Genomic DNA, 21,986 nt, shown 5'->3' on the forward strand with positions numbered 1-21,986 from the left:
TAGGCACCCCCCGCGCTTTCCGTTAAAGAGTCGGCGGAATCTCACCCGATTGGCCCACCCCGACGAACGGCTCCATCCCGTGCAGAACACGACCCGCGACGAGTGGCTCGCCAAGGCCCGCACCCTGTCCGAAGCCCTGCCCTACATGCGCCGCTACGCCGGGCGCACCTTCGTCATCAAGTACGGCGGCCACGCCATGGGTGACGACAGCCTGGCGGAAAAGTTCGCCCGCGACATCGTCCTGCTGAAGCAGGTCGGCATCAACCCCGTGGTCGTGCACGGCGGCGGCCCGCAGATCGGGCAGATGCTGCAGCGGCTGGCCATCAAGTCCAGCTTCATCGACGGCCTGCGCGTCACCGACAAGGAGACGGTCGAGGTGGTCGAGATGGTGCTGGCCGGCTCCATCAACAAGCAGATCGTCGCCGCCATCAACAACGCCGGCGGCCGTGCCGTCGGCCTGTCGGGCAAGGACGGCAGCCTGATCACCGCGCGCAAGCTGCGCCGCACACAGCGCGACCCGGACAGCAACATCGAGAAGGTGCTGGACCTCGGCTTCGTCGGCGAGCCCTATCAGGTGAACCCGCAGATCCTCACGTCGCTGGCCCAGTCGGACATCATCCCGGTCATCGCCCCGATCGGCTTCGACCGCAACGGCGACACCTACAACATCAACGCCGACACCGCGGCGGGCGCCGTCGCCTCGGCGCTGGGCGCCACCCGCTTCTTCCTGCTGACCGACGTCGCCGGCGTTCTGGACAAGAACAAGGAGCTGGTGCCGCGCATGTCGCTGGATCAGGCGCGCGCCGCCATCGCCGACGGCACCGCGACCGGCGGCATGATCCCGAAGATCGAGACCTGCATCGACGCCGTCGAACAGGGCGTGGACGCCGCCGTGATCCTGGACGGCCGGGTTCCGCACGCCCTGCTGCTGGAGATCTTCACCGAAGGCGGGGCCGGCACGATGATCGGCCGCGAGTGACCGGGTAAGCGAAGGGGACCCGCCATGTCCGACGTGCGCAAGGACCTGCTCCGCCAGATGAAGGCCATCCGCGAACGGATGGACCCGAAGCTGCTGGAGCGCGCCAAGCTGTCGGTCTTCGGCAAGGTCCCCTACGACCGCGACTCGGCGAAGGAAGCCGTCGGGCATTTCCTCGACTCCAAGGACGACGGTGGGGCCTTCCGCCGCAAGCTGGAGGCCGCGCTGCGCCAGGACGGCGCGCCCGCCGACCTGCCGGATAGGGACGCCGCCAGGGACGCCAATGGCCCCGCCGAGCCGCCCCAGCCGCGCAAGCCGCGCCGCTTCGGCCGTCTCCTCTAAGGCGGCCCGCCGCCATGCTCCACGTCTTCGCCTGCGACGGTAACCGGCTGCGCTGGGCCCGCGAGGCCGAGGGCGTCCGCACCCCGCTGCCCGCCGAGGCCGTCTGGCTCGACCTGCAGAACCCGACGCCGGAGGAGCTGGCCCGCGCCGAGGCGCTGATGGGCATCAAGCTGCCGACTCGGGAGCAGATGGCGGAGATCGAGGAATCGAGCCGCCTGCGCATCACCCCCGACGCCGTGCACATGACCGCGCTCGTCCTGGTCTGGGCCGACACCGACCAGCCGCGCATCGTCCCGGTCAGCTTCGTCCTGGCCGGCGGGCGGCTCGCCACCATCCACGCCGTCGATCCGCAGCCCTTCCTGGCCTTCCGCCGCCGCGTCACCCGCAGCGGCGGCGCGGAACTGACGGCCGAGGCGGTCCTGGCCGCCCTGCTCGACGGGGTGGTGGAGCGCACCGCCGCCGTTCTGCGCCGCGTCGGGCTGGAATTGGACACCATGAGCAGCCGCGCCTTCCGCGGGCGCGCCCTGCCGGTCAAGGGGGAGCGGCGGGACGACACCCGCACGCTGAAGCGCATCGGCCACACCGGGCATCTGATCGGCAAGGCGCATGTCAGCCTGTCGACGCTCAACCGCCTGCTGACCTTCCTGGCCCGCGGCGAGGGCTGGACCCCGGCCAAGCGGACCCGGCGCTGGGCGCGCGCCGCCCTGCAGGACGTGACGGGGCTCGGCGAATACGCCCAGTTCCTGTCGGGCAAGGTCAGCCTGCTGCTGGACACCACGCTGGGTCGCATCAACGTGGAGCAGAACGAGATCGTGAAGATCGTCTCGATCCTGACGGTCGCCCTGTTCCCGCCGACCCTGGTCGCCAGCATCTACGGCATGAACTTCGTGACCATGCCGGAAAAGGACTGGACCTTCGGCTACCCGCTGGCGGTGATGCTGATGATTCTATCGGCGACGCTGCCGATGATCTACTTCAAACGGCGGCGCTGGCTGTAACCCCCGCTCAGCCGACGGCGAGCGCCAGCGCCCAGCCCAGCACGACGAAGTTGACGGTCAGCGTGACCGCCATGCCCGGCGCCCGCACATAGGGGTGGATCAGGTAGCCCGCCCAGAACAGCAGGCGGCTCAGCACGAACAGTGCGGTCGCCAGTCGGGCGAACCCCAGGTCGGGCAGTGGCATCTGCGCCACCAGCGCTGCCAGGGCGGGCACGAAGATCAGCGTCTGCTCCACCGTGTTGGTCAGCACGCGCTGGCTGACGCGGTAGAAGCGCGACTCGGCATCGTCTATGGGGTTCAGGGCGACGGAGCGGGCGCGGGCGACCAGCACCCCGCCCACCGTCAGGAACAGCACCAGCGCTGGCCACAGGGCGAGCCGCCCCCAGAAGGCCATGCGCGCGCCCGGATCGGCGATGCCGGACGGCGGCGCGAACAGCGGGGGCAGCAGCCACAGGGCCAGCAGCGCCACGACCACCGCGGCGAGGTTGACGGTGGCCGCCAGACGCAGAAGACGGGTCTTGGAGAGACGGGTCTCCGGTGCGGCGGCCATGACGCCTTAGCCCAGGCCCTTCTGGCCCATGTCCAGGAACTTCTGGCGGCGCTGGGCGCGGATCGCCGCGCCGTCCAGCCCGTCGAGATCGCCCAGCGACTCCTCGATGGCGTCGCCCAGCGCCTTGACGGTCTCCGCCGGGTCGCGATGGGCGCCGCCGATCGGCTCGCTCACCACCCGGTCGATGACGCCGAGTTCCTTGAGGTCGTGGCTGATCAGGCGCAGCGCGACGGCGGCCTCGCCGGCCATGTCGGGGTTGCGCCACAGGATCGACGCGCAGCCCTCCGGCGAGATGACGGAGTAGATGGCGTGCTCCAGCATCAGCACCCGGTCGGCCGTCGCGATGGCGATGGCGCCGCCGGACCCGCCCTCGCCGATCACCGCGGCCACCATGGGCACGGTCAGGCGCAGGCAGCGCTCGATGCTCTTGGCGATGGCCTCGGCCTGGCCGCGCTCCTCCGCTTGGACGCCGGGGAAGGCGCCGGCGGTGTCGACCAGCGAGACGACCGGCAGCTTGAAGCGGTCGGCGAGGTCCATCAGGCGCTGGGCCTTGCGGTAGCCCTCGGGCTTGGCCATGCCGAAGTTGTGGCGCACGCGCGTTTCGGTGTCGTGGCCCTTCTCCTGCCCGATCACCACGACCGAGCGGCCGCGGAAGCGGCCCAGCCCGCCGATGACCGCGCGGTCTTCGGCGAAGCCGCGGTCGCCGGCCAGCGGCGTGAAGTCGTCGATCAGCCCCTTCACATAGTCCAGACAGTGCGGACGGTTGGGGTGGCGGGCCACCTGCACCTTCTGCGCCGGGGTGAGCTTCGCGTAGGTCTGCCGGAGGAGCTTGTCGACCTTGGTCTGCAGCTTCGTCACTTCGTCGGCGATGTTGATGTCGCCGGCGTTGGTCAGATGGCGCAGTTCCTCGATCTTGCCTTCAAGCTCGGCGATCGGCTTTTCGAATTCCAGGAAGGTTTGCATGCCGGAAGGATCACGGACCGAATAGGATAGGACGCGGACGTCGCGGACCGGCCTTGGTACCACGGTGCGCGGCGGCGATGCCACAGCTTATCGCGCGAAACGCCGGCCAAAACTGACCAGAAGCACGCCCAGGACGATCACCGCCGCCCCGCCCCACACCCAGGGGGAATAGCGCTCGCCGAACAGCAGCGTCCCGGTGCCCAGCCCGACGGAGGTCGCCACGTAACCGATCTGGCTGAGATAGACCGGCCCGGCAACGACCTGGAGCCGGAAATACAGCACGTAGGTCAGCGCCGTCACCGCGATCTGGAGCAGGGCGAGCCAGGGTGCGAGCCCCAGCGCCGGCAGGTCCGCCACAGCCCCGGTTGCGAGCAGCGCCAGCAGGACCCAGCCCGCCCCGCCCAGCATGGTCCCCGCCGCCAGCGCCACCGGCTGCCCGCCCGGCGGCCAGGCCACGGTGCGGTAGACGTTGCCCGCCGCGACTGCGGCCGGCATGACGAAGGCCAGCGCCATCCAGCCCGCCAGATCGGGCGAGGGCAGGCTGCCGCGCGGTCCGACGATCATCAGCGCGCCGACTAATCCAAGCAGGATGCCCGCCACCCGGCCGCGGTCGGGCTTTTCGATCCGCACCGCCACCGCCATCAGCAGCGTCAGGATCGGCGGCAGCGTGTAGACCACCGCCGACAGCCCGGCCCCCAGCCAGGGCATGACGAAGAACAGCACCACATTGGGCAGCGCCATGGACAGCAGCCCCGACACCGCGAAGTAGCGCAGGTACCGTCCGGTCAGGGGCATCGGTTGCCGTTTGAAACGCGCCAGCACGGCCAGGATCACGCCGGCGCCCAGCATCATGGAAAAGGCCCAGGGCAGCGGCGGCACGCCGGCCGCCTGCGCGACCTTGGTGACCGGAAAGATCACTCCGATCAACCCGCCGACCAGAAGCAGCAGCGCAAGCGACTCGGCCCCGCGCGAGGCCGGCGGGACGGTGGCGGATGGAAGGGTCAATGTCAGACCCGCGGGGTCCGGGGGCTGCGACGCCAGCCGTCTTCCAGATCGTCCGGGAAGGCCGGGTCGAGGGTCTGGTCCAGGGTGAAGGGGCTGTCCTCGGAAAAACGCTCCACCGGCAGATCGGTTTCGCGGGCGGCCTCACGCCGGGCAAGCTGGTAGGCCTTGGCGAACAGCGCGGGCAGCTTGGGCGTCAGGCTGGGGTTGTCCTCCAACACAAGGGCCGCGTTGTCCCGCTCCCGCTGGATGCTGTTGCGCCAGCTCCGCGACCGGCGGGCGGGTTGTTTCTGCCATTTCAGGAGATGCAAAAGAATCAGGCGCAGGCAGCTTCGCAGACGGTCGGCCTCGCTGCGGCCCATGCTCTCGATCTCCTCCGCGAGGTTTTCGGCGTCCACTTCGGACAGCTTGCCGGCGCGCAGAAGCCCGGCCTGCTCCTGCGTCCAGCCGTAGAAATCGTCTCCATACGCGGCGGCGTTGCGTCCCATGGCGGCCCCTTCGGGTGATGTGCCGACACCAATATGGTGAACACGCCGTGGGCTTGGCAACGCCCTCACGCCCCCTGCGCGACGATGCGGTCGTAGGCCGGCAGGGTCAGGAAATCCACGAAGTCGTCCCGCTCCACGAGGTCGCGCAGCATCACCGCGGCGTCCTCGTACAGCCCCCGCTCGAAGGCGCGGTCGCCGACGCGGGCCTTCCAGGCGGCCAGCTCCTCGGCGATGGTCTCGTCCACCAGCTCCATGGTCACCGGGCGCCCGTCGTCGAGCGCGGCGCCGTGGTGGACCCACTGCCAGAGCTGGGTGCGGCTGATCTCGGCGGTGGCGGCGTCCTCCATCAGGTTGAACAGCGGCACGCAACCGGTGCCGCGCAGCCACGCCTCCAGATAGCCGATGGCGACGGCCACGTTGTTGCGCAGGCCGCGCTCCGTCTTCGGTCCCTCCGGAACGGCCAGCAGGTCGGCGGCGGTCACGCTGACGTCGGCGCGCTTGCGGTCGATCTGGTTGGGCTTGCGCATGTAGGCGTCGAACACCTCCCGCGCGACGGGGACGAGGTCGGGATGAGCCACCCAGGTGCCGTCATGGCCGTTGGACACCTCCCGCTCCTTGTCGGCGCGGACCTTGGAGAAGGCGGTCTCGTTGGCCGCGGGATCGTCCTTGACCGGGATGTAGGCGGCCATGCCGCCGATCGCCGGAGCGCCGCGGCGGTGGCAGGTCTTGACCGCCAGCAGGCTGTAGGACTGCAGGAAGGGCGTCGCCATCGTCACCTCCGCCCGGTCGGGCAGCACGGCGGCGGGGTCGTTGCGGAAGGTCTTGATGAAGCTGAAGATATAGTCCCAGCGCCCGCAGTTCAGCCCGGCGGAATGGTCGCGCAGCTCGTAGAGGATCTCGTCCATCTCGAAGGCGGCCAGGATGGTCTCCACCAGCACCGTGGCCTTGATCGAGCCGTGCGGGATCTTGAGATAATCCTCGGCGACCGAGAACACCTCGTTCCACAATCGCGCCTCGAAATGGCTTTCCAGCTTCGGCAGGTAGAAATAGGGGCCGGAGCCGTGGGACAGCAATTCCTGCGCGTTGTGGAAGGTGTAGAGGGCGAAGTCGAACAGCGCGCCGGACACCGGTTCGCCGTCGAATCGGACGTGCTTCTCCGCCAGATGCCAGCCGCGCGGACGGACCTTGAGGACGGCGGTCCTGTCGTTCAGCCGGTACTTCTTGCCCGACACCGGATCGTCGAAGGCGATGGTGCGGCGCACGGCGTCGCGCAGGTTGACCTGCCCGTCAATCAGGTTGGCCCAGGACGGGCAGCTCGAATCCTCGAAATCGGCCATGAAGACTTTCGCGCCGGAATTCAGCGCGTTGATGATCATCTTGCGGTCCACCGGCCCGGTGATCTCCACCCGGCGGTCGAGCAGGTCGTGCGGCAGCGGCGCGATGATCCAGTCGGCCTCGCGGATGGCGCGGGTCTCCGGCAGGAAGTCCGGCGTGTGGCCCTGGTCGATCAGCGCCCGCCGCTTGGTCCGCACGTCGAGCAGGCGCAACCGTTCCGACCCGAACCGCCCCTCCAGCTCCGCCAGGAAGGCCAACGCCTCCGGCGTCAGGATCGTCTCGAAGCCCGGCGTGATCGGACCCAGGATCTCAAGCCCGGAGATGGTCGTGGCCATGCGGTTCCCCCAGTTCGTCGCGAGGGCGGTCCGGCGCACTCGCCTGCCAACCCCATTAGGACAAGGGCTATACCACAGCAGGAGAAGCCGCCATAGCCGGATTGGCATCCTTTGAAAGGGGCAACCCTTTTGCGCGCAACACTATTGCGTACGAACGGTTTTTCGCCGTGCCAGAGGGTGATGCTCGTGCACGACCTGTTTCAGACGCTCCGACACCACGTGGGTGTAGATCTGGGTGGTGGCGATGTCGGCGTGGCCCAGCATCTTCTGGACCGAGCGCAGGTCCGCCCCGCGGTCGAGCAGGTGGGTGGCGAAGGCATGGCGCAGCACGTGGGGGCTGACCTTCTCCGGGTCGATGTTCGACTCGATGGCCAACTCCTTCAGAAGCTGGGCGAAGCGCTGGCGCGTGAGATGACCGTTGGTGGAGCTGCGCGACGGGAAGAGGAAGGCGATCGGCCCATTCTCCCGCCCGGCCAGGATGAAGTGGCTCCGCCAGGGCAGATAGGCGCCCAGCGCGGCGGAGGCCGGTTCGGACAGCGGCACCATGCGCTCCTTCCCGCCTTTGCCGCGCACGATCAGACCGCGCCCGTCGCGCAGGATGGCCGCCATCGGCAGGCCGACCAGCTCCGACACGCGCAGGCCGGTGGCGTAGAGCACCTCCAGAAGCGCGACCAGCCGCAGCCCTTCCGGCCCGCCGCGGGTCTGGGCGGAGTCGATCATGCGCGTGACCTCCTCCACCGTCAGGATCTTGGGCAGCGGGCGGCCCTGCTTGGGGCTGTCGAGCGCCGAGGCCGGATCGTCCACCCGTCGCCCTTCCGAAACCAGGAAGCGGTAGAACTGGCGCATCGCCGACAGGCGGCGGGCCAGCGTGCGCGGCGCCGGCTTCTGCCCGCCCTCGACATATTGGAAGGCGAGGTAGGCGCGCAGATCCTCCGTCACCGCCTTTTCCAGCGGCTGGCCGCGCTGGGCCAGCCAGAGGGCGAGGTCGGCGAGGTCGCGCTCGTAGGCCATGCGGGTGTTCAGCGCCGCGCCGCGCTCCGCCGTCAGCATGTCCAGAAAGGCGTCGACATGGGGCGAGGCCGCGATCGGGCGCGGTTTGCAGGGGCGCCCGCGCCGCTTCGGCTGGGCTTTTGGCGGGGTCGTTTTGGGCATGGGACTCATCCGGCCAGGGCCGCGGCGGCTTCACGGGCGATCGCGCGGGCATCGCTGTCCAGACCCACGGCGCGCAGGGCACTGACCACACGCGCCACCACCGCGGGCGGCGTGCCCGCCGGCCCGGCGTTGCCGAGCAGCAGCAGGGAGGCCAGCGCCGTCTCGCCGACGCGCCGGTCGGCGGAGGCCTCGGCCAGCCGCTGCCACAGGGCGGGGTCGGCGGTGGGGGGACGGGCGTCGGCGGGCGTGGGGGTCGTCTCCTCAGGGTCGGCGGTCCGGCGCCACGCCTCTTCCGGCACGGCGACGCCCATCGCCTGGAGCAGACCCAATTGCCCGGCGACGCGGGCGCGCGCCTCCGGATCGGCGCCGCGCAGCGATTCGTCCAGCCAGCCGGCGAGGCCCAGCGCCCCGCCGCCCGGCGGTGGGCCGAGCGCGATGACGGCGAGCGGCCACAGCCGCGCCACCTCCGCCGTGGGACGGCTGCGCAGGGCGAGATCGTACCAGCGCTTGCCCCTGTCGGCCCGGCCCAACGCGAAGCAGAGGCGCGCGGCGGCGGGGGCCAGGGCGGCGGCGTCCGGAGTCGGCGACAGGGTGTCGAGCATGTCCGCCACCACCGCCCCCACCGGACCGGCCAGCATCGGTGGGTCGAGAAGCTCCAGTGCCAACCCGGCCAGTTCCACCCGCCGCCCGCCGCCCATGGCGGCGAGCATGGCCTGCTGCACCAACGCGCGGGTGCGGACCGTACGGTCGCGGGCCGCGGCGTCCTTCAGCCGCAGCAGCTCGTCGCCCTTGGCCGGGGCGGCGCGGTACGCCTCCGCCAGCCGCCGGGAATCGAGGAACAGGGCGGTGGCGGCGCGCTCCGCCGCGGTCACGCGGGTCGCCGGGTCGGTGCCATTGTTGGACGCCACCGCGGCCAGACGGGCCGGGTCGGTCAGGGACAGCACATCCGGCGGCAACCCGGCCTGGAGCGTCCGCAGAGCGGCCAGGGTCAGCGGGCTGGGGTCCTTCAGGCTGCGCGGCCGGACCGCCGGGCCGCCGACCATCGCCTCGGCCACCCGCAGGAAATCGGGATCGCCGCCGGGCTGCTCACGCAGCATCTCGAAGGCGAGGTCGTCCCCCGCCGGGGCAGCCCCGGCCTCGGTGGGCATCACCCCGCCGATCCGCCGGGCGCGCAGGCGGCAGAACAGCGCCACCCTCTGCCAATAAGGGCCGGTGAAGGGCTTGGCGCGCTCCGTCGCGGCGGCGCAGTCCAGCGGGCCGGCGAGCAGTTGGGCGTCGGTCAGGGCGCGGGCGGCGGCCTCGTCGGCCGTCATCGCCTCGGGCAGCAGAGCGGCAAGGTCAGCCGCGCCGCGCGGGTCGCCCATGTCCGCCAGCTTCTCCACCCGCAGCGCGCCGAAGCGGCGCACCGGCTCGGGTTCCCCCGGAGCGGCCGCGGGCGAGCCGCGGCTGAGCAGCAACCGGCGCTGCAGCTCCTTCACGGCGGGCGACGGGGTGAGGGTGGGCAGCTCCGGCAGCAGGGCCAGCACCTCGGCGCGCGGGATGCCGCGCCAGGGGTCGCCGCCCAGTCCGGCGGCTCCCTCCAGAGGCCCGGCGCCGTCGGGGTCGAGCGGCCCCAGCGTCTCCACCGCAATGGCCGAGGGCGACGCCACGGTGGGCACCACGTCGAAGGACGGCGTATGGACGGGCGGCGGAGCGGCGGGCGGGGTCAGCGGCAGCGGAGCAGCGGACGGTCCCGGCGAGGCCAGCGGATCGTCCAGGACCCGTCCGGCCCCGGATTCGACGTCGGGGACGGCCATCCGTTCCGGCGCCGGAAACAGGCGGATCGGCGGCCCGGAAGGCACGGCCTGGGTATAGGCCTGGGCCAGCGCCGGCGTCGCCGCGCCCATCAAGGCTCCGGACAAAGCCAGGGCCAGAGGGGCCAACCCGAGAGAAGCGGCGGCAAACATGGAAACAGCGCCGGCTCCGACCCGTCCGCCCCGTGGCGGAGCGGCAGACCGGCGGCGGCGCCCGGCGGCGTCCCCGGCGTCAGCGGGGGAACCGCTCATCCGGAATGACCTTTTCCACCGTCTTGGACGGTGCCGGCATGTCCCAGGAGGCAAGGAAGGCCATGCCACCCCCGATGACGAAGAGGAACAGGACGAAAAGAATGGAGATAACCCGGCTCATGGCGATTGGAGTCGTGTTTCTGTGGAAGGAACGGCGGCGCTGTATCACGGTCTGCGTCCGTGCGGCTTGGGACAAGGGTGCGCTTTCATGCTAATCATCGCACACCGTCCGCACCGCTGGCCCGATGGCCGATGAACGCCGGACGTACCACTTTAGCCACGGGGGCGCCGCTGCGCAACATGCGCAGGCCCCTGCGACCGAATCGAACACCCGCCCTCCGGAACCGCATCAGGCCGGAACCGCATCAGGAAAGTCCACAGCACCATGACCGCCCGCCCATCACCGCAGGGACAGCCGCCGGACCCGTCGAAGACCCTTCCGAGGACGGTGGTGCTGGTCGGCCTGATGGGCGCGGGGAAGAGCGCGATCGGGCGGCGGCTGGCCGCGCGGCTGCACCTGCCCTTCGTCGACGCCGACACGGAGATCGAGACGGCGGCGGGCTGCTCCATCGCGGAAATCTTCGCCCGCGACGGCGAGGCGGTGTTCCGCTCGGTGGAGCGGCGGATCATCACCCGGCTGCTGACCGAACAGCCGGTGCACATCCTGGCGACCGGCGGCGGCGCCTTCATGGACCCGGAGACGCGCGCGGCCATCTGCGCCCACGGCCTGTCGGTCTGGCTGCGCGCCGAACTGGACGTGCTGCTGGCCCGCACGGCACGGCGCACCCACCGCCCGCTGCTGAACGCCGGCGATCCCAGGGAGATCCTGAGCCGGCTGATGACCGCCCGCTACCCCGTCTATGCGGAAGCCGACCTGACGGTGATCAGCGACGAGCGCCCGCCGGAAGCGACCGTGGAGCAGGTGATCGAGGCGCTGGAGGCGCATTTCGGCATCACCCTGCCCCACTCGCACCATCATCATCACCGCCACCCGGCGCACCACCACCACGACAAGCCCTGATCCCGCCATGACCAAAACCGTCACAGACACCGTCCGCCTCGACCTCGGTCCGCGCAGCTACGACATCCTGGTCGGCGACCGGGTGCTCGACGGCGCCGGACCGCGCATCGCCGCGATTACCAAGGGCAAGGCGCCCATCGTCGTCACCGACGAGAACGTCGCTCCGCTGCACTTGCCGACGCTGGAACGCACACTGCGCGACGCCGGCATCGAGCCGACCCAGGCCATCGTCCTGCCGGCGGGCGAGAAGACCAAGGACATCGCCCATTTCGAACGGCTGATGGACGCCGTCCTGGCGCGCGGTATCGAACGGTCGGCGGTCCTGCTGGCGCTCGGCGGCGGGGTGATCGGCGATATCACCGGCTTCGCCGCCGCCTCGGCGCTGCGCGGCATCGACTTCATTCAGGTGCCGACCACGCTGCTGAGCCAGGTGGACAGCTCGGTCGGCGGCAAGACCGGCATCAACAGCCCGCACGGCAAGAACCTGATCGGCGCCTTCCACCAGCCGCGTCTGGTCATCGCCGACACCGCCACGCTGGATACCCTGCCGCGGCGCGAGGTGCTGGCCGGCTACGCCGAGGTGGTGAAGTACGGGCTGATCCGCCTGCCCGGCTTCTTCGCCTGGCTGGAGGAGAACGGCGAACGGGTGGTCGCCGGCGACAGCGACGCCCGCCGCCACGCCGTCACCGAAAGCTGCCGGGCCAAGGCCGCCATCGTCGGCGTGGACGAGCGGGAGAGCGGCGACCGCGCCCTGCTGAATCTCGGCCACACGTTCGGCCACGCGCTGGAGGCGGCGACCGGCTTCGGCTCCCGCCTGCTGCACGGCGAGGCGGTGTCGATCGGCATGGTCCTGGCCTTCGACCTGTCGGTGCGGCTGGGGCTGTGCCCGGCGGCGGACGCCGAGACGGCGCGCGCCCATCTGGCCCGCGTCGGTCTGCCGGTCCGTCCCACCGACGTGCCCGGCGTGGAATGGGATGTCGACGGGCTGATCCTGTCCATGGCCAAGGACAAGAAGGTCAAGGACGGGCGCATCACCTTCGTGCTGGTGCGCGCGTTGGGTGACGCCTTCACCCAGCGCGACGTCGATCCGGCGGTGGTGCGTGCGCTACTGGAGGATGCCGTCGCGCGCTGATGCGCTGCACCATAATCCCTTGACCGTTGGGGTGGCAAACTGTCAGAGTTAACGACAGTTCCGATTCGCGTCCAAGATGCGAGGAAAAGCCGCCCCAAAAAGGGAGACTGGACATGCCGAACCGTAAGCTCATCCCCGACGTCATCAAGGATCAGCAGCTCGTCTGCCTGTCCCCGGAGGCCAGTGTCCACGACGCCACCGTTCTGATGGCGGAACGCCGCGTCGCCGCCCTCTTGGTCACCCAGGACCAAGCGGAAGGCGGCCGGTCGCTGAAGGGCATCTTCACCGAGCGCGATCTCGCAGTCCGCGTCGTCGCCCCAGGACGCGATCCAGCGGCGACCCGGCTCGCCGAGGTCATGACCGCTTCTCCCGACACGCTAGGACCTGACGCTCACGCCTACGAAGCGCTGGACCTGATGGAGCGCCACCATTACCGCCACCTGCCGGTCACCGCGAACGGCGAATCGGACGGGATGGTGATGGGCATCGTCTCCATCCGCGACCTGTTCGCCGTGGTCCGCGCTCATCTGGAGGACGAGATCCGCGACCGCGAGGCTTTCATCTTCGGGTCGAACTACTCCGCCAGCGCTCCTCCATAATCCCAGGCACAGCGCCTCGGCGCGTAATGCTGCAATGCGGTGAAGCCGGCTTGACCTGAACGCTGGCCCCACCGATATTCCCGGGTACGCCCCAACAATCAGGCCGTCCGAACTAGGCCGAACGTCAGAGAGTCCCATGCCGCTGTCCGAACCCGCCGCGCGCGAACCGATCCACATCCGGGAAGTCACCTGCCGGGGCTATCGGCGGACCGATGGGCTGTGGGATGTCGAAGGCCATCTGACCGATGTGAAGAGCTACGCCTTCCACACCGAGCAGCGCGGTCAGATCCTGCCCGGCGACCCGGTGCACGGCATGTGGCTTCGCCTGACGGTGGACAACGACCTGACCGTCCAGGCGGTGGAAGCGGTGACGGAGAAGAGCCCCTACCGCACCTGCGGCTCCGTCACACCCAATTTCCAGCGGCTGGTCGGGCTGAAGATCGGGCCGGGCTGGACCCGCGCGGTGAAGGAGCGGCTGGGCGGCGTCCAAGGCTGCACGCATCTGGTGGAGCTTCTGGGGCCGATCGCCACCACCGCCTTTCAGACCATCTATCCCATCCTGGCGCGCGAGCAGGCCGAGAAGGCCCGGGCGGCCGGCGGCGAGGCGGGCAGCAAGGAGGACATGCTGCGCACCAAGCGCCCGGTGCTGCTGAACACCTGCCATATCTTCGACAGCAACGGCGAGGTCGTGCGGAAGAACTGGCCCGACCACTACACCGGCGACCGTCCGCGCGACGCCGCGGACTGAGGCGGCGGTCGGGGCCGACCGGTCTTCGTCCGCACCGGACACAGCTTAACCGGACAGACACATAAGGGCGCATCCTGTGGACGCGCCCTTTTCTTCTGCCGATCGGAATGCTCCTCCTGTCACGCTTCCAGCGCGGACCGCAGGCCCTCGACCGCCGCGCCCGGCTTTGCCGTCGGCGGCAAAGCCGATGCCGTGGTGCCGGCCCCGCTTTCCGTCCGATCCAACTCGTCGAGCGGTGGCAGGTCGAAAGGCGTCCCCACGAAGGGATCGCCCCCGCCGTGTCCGGCCTGGACATGACCGTCTTCGGTGCAGGCCCGGCGGAAATAGGCCGCGATGAAGACGCGGACCGCCGAGGTCAGGGTGACCTCCGCATTGTCCGCGCCCGGACCGCGCCGCCGGACCTGCTCGTCCAGCCGGTCCTTGATCAGCGTGCAGAGGCCGTTGACCGTCAGGCCCTCGCGGCGGGCGATGTCCTCCAGAGCGTCCCACATGGTCGGCTCCAGACGCATGCTCGTGCGGCGCCCGGCAATCATGATGTTCATGCTCTTCAGCGGCTCCACACACGCGTTGGGATTTACTGTTAACCGCTTCTTCGGCCCGCGCTTCGCCATACGCCGCCCTCTCCACGAACCCGCCGGACGACGCGCGAAAAGTGCATCGCCCACGGCGCATTGATTGGTTGCATGCGCTGCACTCTACTAAATACAGCGAGAATTGCAACCACGGCAGCACTCCAATTATGTTTGAGGACGGAAAAGAACCTCTAGTAGTTGCATGCGTATGTATGCATTTGCAGGTGGCGCTTTTCCCTTGCTGCACGGGCGGCGGCTGGGCGTTCTTGTCGGCGTTGCTGTCAGCGAGCCTCCTCGGGGGTCAGCGTGGTCAGGCCGAGGGCGTGAACGCGCTCCGCCATTTCTTGGGCGAGCAGGCCATAGACCAGCCTCTGGCGCTCCACGCGCGACTTTCCGGCGAAGGCCGCGGAGACGATGGTGACGTGAAAATGCGTCTCGCCTTCCGGGTGGGCGCCGCCATGGCCGGCGTGCCGGCCGGAGTCGTCCTGGATGTCGAGCCGCTCGGGGGCCAGCGCGTCGGTCAGCTTCCGGCGCATGCGGGTGGCGTATTCCATGGGGGTCCTCATTGAGTTTGGGCGGGGTCGGATTTGGGATTGAGGTGACGGCGCGGCACCGCTCCCGTCAAGCCGCCAATGCCGCAGACCGGCCATTTTCCGCAGGTCGGCACCGCCCCCTTGCGTGCGCTTGCCAGAAAGGATGCCTCTTCCCATACTTCGCACATGAGCAAGCCACGCACCCGCTACGACTTCAGCCGCTACGACCAGCCGCGCACCGCCGTGCGCGCCTGCGATCATCCGGGCTGTGCCGGCGAGGGCGCGTATCGGGCGCCGAAGAGCCGCCGGCAGCTCAACGACTACTACTGGTTCTGCCTGGACCATGTGCGCGAGTACAACCGCGCCTGGGACTATTACGCCGGCATGAAGCCCGAGCAGATCGAGGCCGAGGTCCGCCGCGACACCACGTGGCAGCGGCCGAGCTGGCCGCTCGGCTTCTGGGGGGTGCAGGAGAAGTTCCTGCGCGACCGCGCGATGCACGGCTTCAGCTTCGAGTTCGGGCGCGAGGCCGGCAAGGACCAGTCCGAGGAGAGCAAGCAGCGCCGCCAGGCCGCCCGCAGCGCGGAGGAGGAGGCGCTGGTCGTTCTCGACCTCGCCCCGCCGGTGGATTTCCCGCGCATCAAGGCGCGTTACCGCGAGCTGGTGAAAATCCACCATCCCGACGCCAATGGCGGGGACAAGGCGGCCGAAGAAAAGTTGAAGGAGATCAATCAGGCCTACAACACGCTGAAAGCCTGCTATGGTGCGTAACCCCGACGGTTGGCCGGACCAGATTGGCCGGGCGGCCCCGACAACAGACACGTTGGAACGATAAGAACCTCCCATGCCTTCTCAAGGAGCCACCCAGGCCAGCTCGGCCCTGTTCGATCACGTTCCCGACATCACCCTGTCGGTGCGTCAAGTGTTCGGCATCGACAGCGACATGCAGGTGCCGGCCTTCAGCCAGCGCACGGAGCATGTGCCGGACATCGACGAAGCCTACCGCTTCGACCGCGACACGACGCTCGCGATCCTGGCTGGCTTCGCCTACAACCGTCGCGTCATGGTCCAGGGCTATCACGGGACCGGCAAGTCCACCCACATCGAACAGGTGGCCGCGCGCCTGAACTGGCCCTGCATCCGCATCAACCTGGACAGCCACATCAGCCGCATCGACCTGATGGGCAAGGACGCCATCGTCCTGCGCGACGGCGTTCAGGTGACGGAATACCGCGAAGGCATCCTGCCCTGGGCGCTGCAGCACGCCTGCGCGCTGGTCTTCGACGAGTATGACGCGGGCCGTCCCGACGTGATGTTCGTGATCCAGCGCGTGCTGGAGGTGGAAGGCAAGCTGACCCTGCTCGACCAGAACCGCGTCATCCGCCCGCACCCGGCCTTCCGCCTGTTCGCCACGGCGAACACCGTCGGTCTGGGCGACACCACCGGCCTCTACCACGGCACGCAGCAGATCAACCAGGGCCAGATGGACCGCTGGAACATTGTGGCGACGCTGAACTATCTGCCGGTGGACGCCGAGGTGAAGATCGTCGCCTCCAAGGTGCCGGAATACGACAGCGAGGCCGGCCGCAAGACCGTGGCGTCGATGGTGCGGCTGGCCGACCTGACCCGCGCCGGCTTCATCAACGGCGACATCTCCACGGTGATGAGCCCGCGCACGGTCATCACCTGGGCGCAGAACGCCAACATCTTCAACGACATCGCCTTCGCGTTCCGGATCACCTTCCTGAACAAGTGCGACGAGGTGGAGCGGCCGACCGTCGCCGAATACTACCAGCGCTGCTTCGGCACCGAGCTGCCGGAGACGGGAGTGCAGGCCAACCTGGTGTGATCGGGGCTAAGTTCCCGCCCGATTGCGGAACACTGATACTTCACGGATTTCGCGGATTTGAGCATGGATTTCATGGATGAGGGTCGTTCTGGACCATAGGATTGAAGCCCTGACGGAGCGTATCATTGGAGCCGGTTTAGAGGTCTTCAACACGCTCGGACAAGGCTTCGTCGAATCGGTCTATCAGAACGCCCTCGTTCATGAACTCCGCAGCCGGGGCCTGGACGTCGGGTTGGAGGTGCCTTTCGGCATTTCCTACAAGGGCAACAGCGTCGGGACTTATTTCGCGGACGTTGTGGTCGAAGACCAAGTGATCGTCGAACTGAAAGTCGCCGAGGCCATCAGCCAGCCGCACATCAGGCAGGTGGTGAATTACCTGAGGGCCAGCGGGATGCCGGTTGGGCTTCTGCTGAATTTCGGCACGCCGAGCCTGACGGTCCGGCGCGTCCTCCCATAAGGAAAAATCTGTGTAATCCGTGCACACATCCGCGAAATCCGTGAAGGTTCCGCACTTCTCCAACTCTATCGACAGCCCGCCATGACCGACCGTGAAAACCCCGTCGAGGCCTTCAAGCGCTCCACCGCCGCCGCGGTGCGGGCCCTCTCCCGCCGGGCCGACGTGCAGGTGGGCTTCTCCACCGAGCCACCCGGCGTCGCCGGCCTGCGCGTCCGCATCCCCACCCCGGCGCGCGACCTGAACCCGCACGACGTCGCGACGCTGCGCGGCGCCGCGGACGCCGTGTCGCTGCGGCTGCGCTTCCACGACAATGCCGTCCATCTCCAGCGCATGCCGCTGGGCGACAGCGCCCGCGCCGCCTATGACGCGCTGGAACAGGCCCGCTGCGAGGCCCTGGGCGCCAGCCACATGCCCGGCGTGGCCGCGAACCTGGAGGCAGCGCTGGACGAGCGCTACCACAAGCAGGGCTTCGAGCGGCTGGAGGAGCGCGAGCAGGTCCCCCTGCCCGAGGTGCTGCGCCTGATCGCTCGCGAGGCGATGACCGGCGCCGCCCCGCCCCCCGCCGCCGAGCACGCGGTCAGCCTGTGGCGCGGCTGGATCGAGGAGCGGCTGGGCAAGGACCTGCACGGGCTCGCCAGCCACATGGCCGATCAGGACGCCTACGCCCGCGCCGTGCGCAAGCTGCTGACCGAGCTGGACATGGAGGTCGGCAACGACCCCGACGAGCCGCAGGAGCCGGAGGAGGACGAGCGGGACTCCGGCGAGAACGAGAACGAGCCGAACAAGGGCCAGACCCAGGGTGAGGACGACACCCAGAGTCAGGCCGAATCGATGACCTCGCAGGAGACGCAGGAGTCCGACCAGGGCGAGCAGGCCGATGAGGGCACCGGCGAGGAGGGCGACACCGAGATGGGCCAGGGCGAGGGGGCGGAGGAGCCCGCCGGCCCCGGCCAGCCCTGGCGCCCGGAAGCGCGCGGACGCAACGAGCCCGACCCCAACGCCTACAAGCCCTTCACCACCCAATTCGACGAGGTGGTCGACGCCGCCGAGCTGTGCGACCCGGAAGAGCTGGCCCGGCTGCGCCACATGCTGGACCAGCAGCTCGTCCATCTCCAGGGGGTGATCTCCAAGCTGGCCAACCGCCTGCAGCGGCGCCTCCTCGCCAAGCAGCAGCGGTCGTGGGAGTTCGACCTGGACGACGGCATCCTCGACGCCGCGCGTCTCGCCCGCATCGTCGTGAACCCGGTCCTTCCCCTCTCCTTCAAGAAGGAGAAGGAGATGGACTTCCGCGACACGGTGGTGTCGCTGCTGATCGACAACTCCGGCTCGATGCGCGGGCGGCCGATCTCCATCGCCGCGATGAGCGCCGACATCCTGGCCCGCACGCTGGAGCGCTGCGCGGTGAAGGTGGAGGTGCTGGGCTTCACCACCCGCGCCTGGAAGGGCGGGCAGGCGCGCGAGCACTGGATCGCCTCGGGCAAGCCCGCCAACCCCGGCCGCCTGAACGACCTGCGCCACATCATCTACAAGGACGCCGACCAGCCCTGGCGCCGCGCCCGCAAGAATCTCGGCCTGATGCTGCGCGAAGGCATCCTGAAGGAGAACATCGACGGCGAGGCGCTGATGTGGGCACACAACCGTCTGATCGGGCGGCCCGAGCAGCGGCGAATCCTGATGGTGATCTCCGACGGCGCCCCGGTGGACGACTCGACCCTGTCGGTCAACGCCGGCAACTATCTGGAGCGGCACCTGCGGCAGGTGATCGAGTACATCGAGACCCGCTCGCCGGTGGAGCTGGTGGCCATCGGCATCGGGCACGACGTGACCCGCTACTACCGCCGCGCCGTCACCATCGTGGACGCCGAGCAGCTGGGCGGCACCATGATGAACAAGCTGGCCGAGCTGTTCGACGAGGACGACCGCCGCAGCCGCAGCGGCTGGCGGTAAGGCCAAGAGCAAGTCTGAAAACGACAACGGCGCGGATCACTCCGCGCCGTTGCTCATTGATGCGGTCCGGTTCGGACGATCACTGCAGGCTGCGCTGCATCTCTTCGAAGTTGCGCGAGAAGCCGTTCAGCGGGAAATCGATGTCGCGCTTGCCAGCGCGCAGGAAGTTCACGCGGACCAGCACCGTGGAGCCGTTGCGGAACTGGTCGACCACGCGGCCCGACACGAAGTTCGGGAACATGCACATGTTGAGCGTGGCGATCTGCGTCTCGATCCGCGGCTGACGGTCGACGCGGATGGCGCAGTTGTCGATCATGCCTTGGCTGGTCGTCAGGAACAGGTGGAAGTCGTTGCCGGTCGGGATGACGCTCAGCGCCACGAAGCCGACCTCCTTGCCGTCGTCGAACAGCCGGTAGTTCATCAGCCGGCAGACCTTGGTGTCGGTCATGCGGTCGATCTCGCAGCGGCTGGTCCAGGCGCCTTCCGGGCCGTACTCGGCGGCGGATTTGGAGAAATCGACGGCGGAGGCCGGTGTTACGGCCAGCGCGGACAGCAGCGCCGCACCAAAAGCGAAGAGACCTGTCCAACGCATCCTGACGCTCCCCATCTGTCGTCCCGTTCGGCCGCTAGCGATCCCGCACGACGGCGGTTACCGCAAACGGATTATAGGCATACCCTAAGGACGAACAAGCCTTTACACCTTTGGTTGGCGTCTTAGTCCGCGATGATCGTTCCGCTCCGCATCCTTTTTGAATATTGAGAATGGTTATCGTTCACGCTTGACACCCCGCCCCCCGAATGGTCAAGTCGGTGCATGAGAACGCTTCGCAATTGCGGGCGTGAACCGACAAGAATTCGGGAGTCACTGAGGATGCACATCGGATCGCGCGGCGTGTTTGCCGCCACCTTCGCCGCCACGCTGCTGACCATGACGGGTCTCGCCAGCGCCGCCGAGGTGAACATCTACTCCGCGCGCCATTACGATGTGGACAAGGACCTTTATGACGCCTTCACCAAGAAGACCGGCATCAAGATCAACGTCATCGAGGGCAAGGAAGAGGAGCTGATCGAGCGGATGAAGACCGAAGGCGGCAACAGCCCCGCCGACGTGTTCATCACCGTCGACGCCGGCCGCCTGTGGCGCGCCCAGGAGGCCGGTCTGCTCCAGCCGACCCGCTCCAAGGTCATGGAGGAGGCCATCCCGGCCCACCTGCGCGAGCCGGAAGGCCATTGGTTCGGCATTTCCAAGCGCGCCCGCATCCTGGTCTACAACAAGGCCTCGGTGAAGCCGGACGAGATCAAGACCTACGAGGAGCTGGCCGATCCGAAGTGGAAGGACCGCGTCCTCGTCCGCTCCTCGACCAGCGTCTACAACCAGTCGCTCGTCGGCTCGCTGCTCGCCGCCCATGGCGAGAAGGCGACGGAGGAATGGGCCAAGGGCGTCGTCGCCAACATGGCGCGCAAGCCGCAGGGCGGCGACACCGACCAGATCAAGGGCGTGGCCGCCAACGAAGGCGACGTGGCCGTGACCAATACCTACTACTTCGCCCGCATCGCCTCCTCCTCCAAGCCGGAGGACAAGGCCATCGCGGAGAAGCTGGGCGTGATCTTCCCCAACCAGGGCGACCGCGGCACCCATGTGAACGTCTCCGGCGCCGGCGTGATGAAGAACGCGCCGAACAAGGAGCAGGCCGTCCAGTTCCTGGAGTATCTGGTCAGCCCCGAGGCCCAGAAGATGTTCACGGAAAAGAACTACGAGTACCCGATCGTCGCCGGGGCCGAGACCGCGCCGGTGCTGGTCACCTGGGGCAAGTTCAAGGAAGACCCGCTGAACGCCGCCGTCTACGGCAAGAACAACGCCGAGGCTCTGAAGATCATGGATCGCGCCGGCTGGAAGTAAGCCACCGTCCGGCGTAGCGAAGGGGCGCGTCCCAGCGGTGGAGACGCGCCCTTTTTGTTTGTGTGGTCAGGAGATTAAGCGGAATGGCTTCCGCATTGGACCGCGACGGCGGTCCCGGCCGCACATGCGGCCGAAGCCCGGCCGACAAATGAGGCCATGTGAATCTAAAGCGAATGAAAATTCGCTTTAGAATTTGCCCTCTTCGTAGTCGCGGTAGGCCTGCATCACCTCCTCGCGGCTGTTCATGACAAAGGGGCCGCCCCAGGCCACCGGCTCGCCGATCGGACGGCCGGAGAGCAGCAGGAAGCGCGCGCCGGACGGGCCGGCGGTGATCTCCGCCCGGTCGCCCTCGCCCAGCACCAGCACCCGCGGCCCGCCCAGCCGGACGGAGCTGCCGGGCACCACCACCGATCCCTCGAAGACCACCAGCGCCGCCGCGTGACCAGCGGGCACCGGCTCGGAGAAGGCAGCACCCGCCGGCAGGCTGACGTCGAAGTAGCGGGCCTCCGTCGGGCCGCTGCGCACCGGGCCGGCGGTGCCGTTGCCGGTGGTGCCGGCGATCACCGTCACCGTGGTCCCGCCCTCGCGCGTCTCGACCGGGATGCGGTCGGCGGCGAATTCCTGATAGGCGGGCTCCGACATCTTCAGCCGCGCCGGCAGGTTGATCCAGAGCTGAAAGCCCTTCATCAACCCTTCGGTCTGCTCCGGCATCTCGGAATGGATCACGCCGCGCCCGGCGGTCATCCACTGCACGCCGCCGGTCTCGATCACGCCCTCGTGGCCGTGGTTGTCCCAATGGCGCATGCGGCCAGCCAGCATGTAGGTGACCGTCTCGAAACCGCGGTGCGGGTGGTCGGGGAAGCCGGCCAGATAGTCCTGCGGCGTGTCGGACCCGAAGTAATCCAGCATCAGGAAGGGGTCGAGCATGCGCAGGCGCGGCGTGCCGACCATGCGGGTCATGCGCACGCCGGCCCCGTCGGACGCTTCCATGCCTTCGACGGCGGTCAGGACGGGGCGGACGGTTTCGGCGGTCATCGGACGC

At 68.8% G+C, this 21,986-nt stretch carries 24 protein-coding genes; 12 read left to right on the top strand and 12 right to left on the bottom strand.

What is annotated here, in order from left to right; translation table 11 throughout:
* Positions 1-79 precede the first annotated feature (79 nt).
* Genes argB through H1Q64_RS03150 form a run of 3 tightly spaced genes read left to right on the top strand, consistent with a single transcriptional unit; the run spans position 80 to position 2,316 of the window.
* Entirely contained in the window at positions 80-979 is a 900-nt protein-coding gene (argB, locus tag H1Q64_RS03140; protein WP_145625606.1) for an acetylglutamate kinase, read from the top strand.
* 24 nt (positions 980-1,003) lie between these two features.
* Positions 1,004-1,318, top strand: coding sequence for a hypothetical protein (locus tag H1Q64_RS03145; RefSeq protein WP_237904342.1), 315 nt, complete (start codon positions 1,004-1,006; stop codon positions 1,316-1,318).
* A 14-nt stretch (positions 1,319-1,332) separates the two neighbouring features.
* Entirely contained in the window at positions 1,333-2,316 is a 984-nt protein-coding gene (locus H1Q64_RS03150; protein ID WP_237904343.1) for a magnesium transporter CorA family protein, read from the top strand.
* 7 nt (positions 2,317-2,323) lie between these two features.
* Here the strand turns inward: H1Q64_RS03150 and H1Q64_RS03155 are convergent, their stop codons facing one another.
* The 8 genes from H1Q64_RS03155 to H1Q64_RS03190 form a co-directional block, all read right to left on the bottom strand.
* Positions 2,324-2,866: an MAPEG family protein gene (locus tag H1Q64_RS03155; protein ID WP_237904344.1), complete on the bottom strand. Its 543-nt coding sequence runs from the start codon at positions 2,864-2,866 to the stop codon at positions 2,324-2,326.
* Between the two features lie 6 nt (positions 2,867-2,872).
* A complete protein-coding gene (locus tag H1Q64_RS03160; protein WP_237904345.1) occupies positions 2,873-3,829 on the bottom strand; it encodes an acetyl-CoA carboxylase carboxyltransferase subunit alpha in 957 nt (318 codons plus the stop codon).
* 87 nt (positions 3,830-3,916) lie between these two features.
* Positions 3,917-4,834 carry a DMT family transporter gene (locus H1Q64_RS03165; protein ID WP_237904346.1) on the bottom strand — a complete coding sequence of 306 codons (918 nt, stop codon included), beginning with the start codon at positions 4,832-4,834 and terminating at the stop codon, positions 3,917-3,919.
* A 2-nt stretch (positions 4,835-4,836) separates the two neighbouring features.
* Positions 4,837-5,319 (bottom strand): DUF29 domain-containing protein, encoded by a 483-nt coding sequence (locus tag H1Q64_RS03170; RefSeq protein WP_237904347.1) that lies wholly within the window; start codon positions 5,317-5,319, stop codon positions 4,837-4,839.
* A gap of 65 nt (positions 5,320-5,384) precedes the next feature.
* Complete coding sequence (gene aceB, locus H1Q64_RS03175) at positions 5,385-6,989, bottom strand: malate synthase A (protein WP_237904348.1); 1,605 nt, start codon at positions 6,987-6,989, stop codon at positions 5,385-5,387.
* Between the two features lie 141 nt (positions 6,990-7,130).
* The gene (gene xerD / locus H1Q64_RS03180) at positions 7,131-8,150 is read right to left on the bottom strand and encodes a site-specific tyrosine recombinase XerD (RefSeq protein WP_237904349.1); all 1,020 of its coding nucleotides are present in this window, start codon (positions 8,148-8,150) and stop codon (positions 7,131-7,133) included.
* Positions 8,147-10,027, bottom strand: coding sequence for a hypothetical protein (locus H1Q64_RS03185; protein ID WP_237904350.1), 1,881 nt, complete (start codon positions 10,025-10,027; stop codon positions 8,147-8,149). The genes xerD and H1Q64_RS03185 overlap by 4 nt, the downstream gene beginning before the upstream one ends.
* Before the next feature lie 139 nt (positions 10,028-10,166).
* Positions 10,167-10,355, bottom strand: coding sequence for a hypothetical protein (locus H1Q64_RS03190; protein WP_237904351.1), 189 nt, complete (start codon positions 10,353-10,355; stop codon positions 10,167-10,169).
* 216 nt (positions 10,356-10,571) lie between these two features.
* Here H1Q64_RS03190 and H1Q64_RS03195 point away from each other — a divergent pair, with 216 nt between their 5' ends.
* The 4 genes from H1Q64_RS03195 to H1Q64_RS03210 all read left to right on the top strand — a co-directional run bounded on the left by H1Q64_RS03195 (position 10,572) and on the right by H1Q64_RS03210 (position 13,686).
* Positions 10,572-11,207: a shikimate kinase gene (locus tag H1Q64_RS03195; RefSeq protein WP_237904352.1), complete on the top strand. Its 636-nt coding sequence runs from the start codon at positions 10,572-10,574 to the stop codon at positions 11,205-11,207.
* Positions 11,208-11,214: 7 nt separating this feature from the next.
* Positions 11,215-12,339 (top strand): 3-dehydroquinate synthase, encoded by a 1,125-nt coding sequence (gene aroB, locus H1Q64_RS03200; RefSeq protein WP_237904353.1) that lies wholly within the window; start codon positions 11,215-11,217, stop codon positions 12,337-12,339.
* A gap of 113 nt (positions 12,340-12,452) precedes the next feature.
* Positions 12,453-12,938 carry a cyclic nucleotide-binding/CBS domain-containing protein gene (locus H1Q64_RS03205; protein ID WP_237904354.1) on the top strand — a complete coding sequence of 162 codons (486 nt, stop codon included), beginning with the start codon at positions 12,453-12,455 and terminating at the stop codon, positions 12,936-12,938.
* 136 nt (positions 12,939-13,074) lie between these two features.
* A complete protein-coding gene (locus H1Q64_RS03210) occupies positions 13,075-13,686 on the top strand; it encodes a DUF2889 domain-containing protein (RefSeq protein ID WP_237904355.1) in 612 nt (203 codons plus the stop codon).
* A 119-nt stretch (positions 13,687-13,805) separates the two neighbouring features.
* Here H1Q64_RS03210 and H1Q64_RS03215 read toward each other — a convergent pair whose 3' ends face one another.
* Both H1Q64_RS03215 and H1Q64_RS03220 read right to left on the bottom strand, forming a co-directional pair.
* On the bottom strand, positions 13,806-14,228 hold the full coding sequence (locus H1Q64_RS03215; protein WP_237904356.1) for a ribbon-helix-helix domain-containing protein: 423 nt from the start codon (positions 14,226-14,228) through the stop codon (positions 13,806-13,808).
* A 311-nt stretch (positions 14,229-14,539) separates the two neighbouring features.
* Complete coding sequence (locus tag H1Q64_RS03220) at positions 14,540-14,812, bottom strand: BolA family protein (protein ID WP_014239259.1); 273 nt, start codon at positions 14,810-14,812, stop codon at positions 14,540-14,542.
* 165 nt (positions 14,813-14,977) lie between these two features.
* Between H1Q64_RS03220 and H1Q64_RS03225 the strand changes: the two genes are divergently transcribed.
* From H1Q64_RS03225 to cobT, 4 genes are all read left to right on the top strand, one after another.
* Positions 14,978-15,562 (top strand): J domain-containing protein, encoded by a 585-nt coding sequence (locus tag H1Q64_RS03225; RefSeq protein WP_237904357.1) that lies wholly within the window; start codon positions 14,978-14,980, stop codon positions 15,560-15,562.
* A 73-nt stretch (positions 15,563-15,635) separates the two neighbouring features.
* Positions 15,636-16,640, top strand: a complete 1,005-nt coding sequence (gene cobS / locus H1Q64_RS03230; RefSeq protein WP_014239256.1) for a cobaltochelatase subunit CobS — start codon at positions 15,636-15,638, stop codon at positions 16,638-16,640.
* Between the two features lie 76 nt (positions 16,641-16,716).
* Entirely contained in the window at positions 16,717-17,097 is a 381-nt protein-coding gene (locus H1Q64_RS03235; RefSeq protein WP_237904358.1) for a GxxExxY protein, read from the top strand.
* An 81-nt stretch (positions 17,098-17,178) separates the two neighbouring features.
* Positions 17,179-19,044, top strand: coding sequence for a cobaltochelatase subunit CobT (cobT, locus tag H1Q64_RS03240; RefSeq protein WP_237904359.1), 1,866 nt, complete (start codon positions 17,179-17,181; stop codon positions 19,042-19,044).
* Between the two features lie 79 nt (positions 19,045-19,123).
* Here the strand turns inward: cobT and H1Q64_RS03245 are convergent, their stop codons facing one another.
* Positions 19,124-19,636, bottom strand: a complete 513-nt coding sequence (locus H1Q64_RS03245; RefSeq protein ID WP_237904360.1) for an invasion associated locus B family protein — start codon at positions 19,634-19,636, stop codon at positions 19,124-19,126.
* A 279-nt stretch (positions 19,637-19,915) separates the two neighbouring features.
* Here H1Q64_RS03245 and H1Q64_RS03250 point away from each other — a divergent pair, with 279 nt between their 5' ends.
* Entirely contained in the window at positions 19,916-20,944 is a 1,029-nt protein-coding gene (locus H1Q64_RS03250) for a Fe(3+) ABC transporter substrate-binding protein (protein WP_014239252.1), read from the top strand.
* A 186-nt stretch (positions 20,945-21,130) separates the two neighbouring features.
* Here the strand turns inward: H1Q64_RS03250 and H1Q64_RS03255 are convergent, their stop codons facing one another.
* The gene (locus tag H1Q64_RS03255; RefSeq protein ID WP_237904361.1) at positions 21,131-21,979 is read right to left on the bottom strand and encodes a pirin family protein; all 849 of its coding nucleotides are present in this window, start codon (positions 21,977-21,979) and stop codon (positions 21,131-21,133) included.
* Positions 21,980-21,986 lie beyond the last annotated feature (7 nt).

It is taken from the genome of Azospirillum brasilense, from assembly GCF_022023855.1.
In the GTDB taxonomy this organism is placed as follows: domain Bacteria; phylum Pseudomonadota; class Alphaproteobacteria; order Azospirillales; family Azospirillaceae; genus Azospirillum; species Azospirillum brasilense_F.